Below are 2,061 nucleotides of genomic sequence, written 5' to 3'. Positions count from 1 at the left end.
GAAGCTCCTGCTGCGTCTGCCCATCCAGCTCAATCGACTTGGCGACCCGCATGGCATCACACCCCCTTGGCCATCGGAGTATGCCTTCGAGCGAAAGTTTAACTAATTCGCGCGCACTACACTAGATGCGCCCTTGGCCGTGTTGATCCAGTCCACCAGCGCGGCCGGCAAGAGCGCGCTGATGGATGCCGTGCTGAACCTGGTGCCGCCCGAAGACCGCATCCGCTACAGCGCGATGACAGGCCAGAGCCTGTACTACCTGGGCGAGAACAACCTGGCGCACAAGATTCTGGCCATCGCCGAGGAAGAAGGCGTGCGGCAGGCCGCGTATGCGCTCAAGCTGTTGCAGTCCGATGGCGAACTCACGATCGCGTCCACCGCCAAGGACGAGAGCACCGGCAACCTCACGACCAAGCAATACACCGTGCGCGGCCCGGTGATGCTGATGCTCACCACCACGGCGATCGACGTCGACGAGGAGCTGCTGAACCGCTGCCTGGTCCTGTCGGTCAACGAGAGCTGCGAGCAGACGGCGGCCATCCACGCGCGCCAGCGAGACAAGCAGACCCTGCAGGGCCTGTTGCAGGCGGCCGGCCGCGAGCAGCTTGCGCAGCTGCACCACAACGCGCAGCGCCTGCTGGCCGGTGTGCACGTGGTCAACCCCTACGCGCAGCGCCTGACCTTCCTGGCGAGCAAGACGCGCACGCGGCGCGATCACATGAAGTACCTCACCCTCATCAACGCGGTGGCCCTGCTGCACCAGCACCAGCGCGAGGTCAAAAGCGTGGAGCACGCCGGCCAGGTGCTGCGCTACATCGAAGTGACCAAGCAGGACATCCGGCTTGCCAACCAGGTCGCGCACGCCGTGTTGGGCCGCACGCTGGACGAGCTGCCGCCGCAGACCAGGAAGCTGCTCGTGCTGCTGCACGCCTGGGTGCGCGCGCGCTGCGAGGAAGCCAAGCTCTTGCAAAAGCAATTGCGCTTCACGCGGCGCGAGCTGCGCGAGGCGATCAGCTGGGGGGACACGCAGCTCAAGGTCCACCTGGCGCGGCTGGTCGAACTCGAATACGTCGCGTTGCATCGGCGGGGTCTGGCCTGCGACTACGAGCTGGTGTACGACGCGGCGGGCGATGACGGCGCGCACGTCAACGGCCTGATCGACCCCGAGGCGCTGGACGGCGATGACTAAGCACGCCTACGACGCCAAAGCGGTCGGGGTTCAAACGCCTTCGGTCGGGGTCAAAGCCAATCCGGTCGGGGTCCGGTCGGCCTTTGGTCGGCCCCTGGTCGGGGGTCGGTCGGGGTGGGTGAATCAGCCGCAAAGCCGCGCCAGTGCTGGCGCTGCGGGTGATTCGAATCGCACGAGCAGAAAAACGCATAACAAGGGCGGCGCGACTTCCTGTCTTAGCCGCGTCGTAGCCGCATCGCCCGTTGCCCGCCCATGAAAACCGGCACCCGCCCGTACACCTACAAGCCCAGCACGCGGCGCAAGTTCATGAGCTTCGATGCGCGCCACATCGGCGGTGCGCCGGCCGATCTGCGCGGCCTGTTCGCCGCGATGCGCCGCTACCTCGAACACCTGGGCGTGAAGGGCTACACCGAACAGGGCCGCTACAGCGCCGAGCGCTACGTGCGCGACTTCATCCTGTGGGCCGATGCGCGCGGCGTGACGCACCCGCAGCAGGTCAGCCGCGCGGTGCTGGAGCGCTACCAGCGCTGGCTGTTCCACTACAGGAAGCGCGACGGCGAGCCGCTGTCCACCTCCAGCCGGCGCAGCAAGATCACGCCGCTGCGCGGCTTCTTCAAGTGGCTCACGCGCGAAGGCGAAATCCCCGCGAATCCTGCGGCCGACATCGACCTGCCGCGCAAGATCAAGCGGCTGCCGCAGGCGGTGCTCACGGTGGAGGAAGTCGATCGCATCATGGCGCTGGCGGCGATCGGCGAGCCCATCGGCCTGCGCGACCGGGCGATGATGGAAGTGCTGTACGCCACCGGCATCCGGCGCATGGAGATCGCCGGCCTCGAAGTGAGCGACATCGACTTCGACCGCCAGGTCGTGCT

2 protein-coding genes are annotated in these 2,061 nt (G+C 66.8%); both read left to right on the top strand.

Annotated elements, in window-relative coordinates; genetic code table 11:
* Window positions 1–133 precede the first annotated feature (133 nt).
* On the top strand, window positions 134–1,189 hold the full coding sequence (locus tag H0U68_RS11105; RefSeq protein ID WP_296355527.1) for a hypothetical protein: 1,056 nt from the start codon (window positions 134–136) through the stop codon (window positions 1,187–1,189).
* Between the two features lie 252 nt (window positions 1,190–1,441).
* The coding region (locus H0U68_RS11100) for a tyrosine-type recombinase/integrase (RefSeq protein ID WP_296355525.1) at window positions 1,442–2,061 on the top strand (620 nt) is incomplete at its 3' end.

The sequence above is a fragment of the Ramlibacter sp. genome (assembly GCF_013697775.1).
In the GTDB taxonomy this organism is placed as follows: domain Bacteria; phylum Pseudomonadota; class Gammaproteobacteria; order Burkholderiales; family Burkholderiaceae_C; genus Ramlibacter.
Note: the sequence above shows the minus strand (reverse complement) of the source record. Positions and strands in the feature narration are given on the sequence as shown.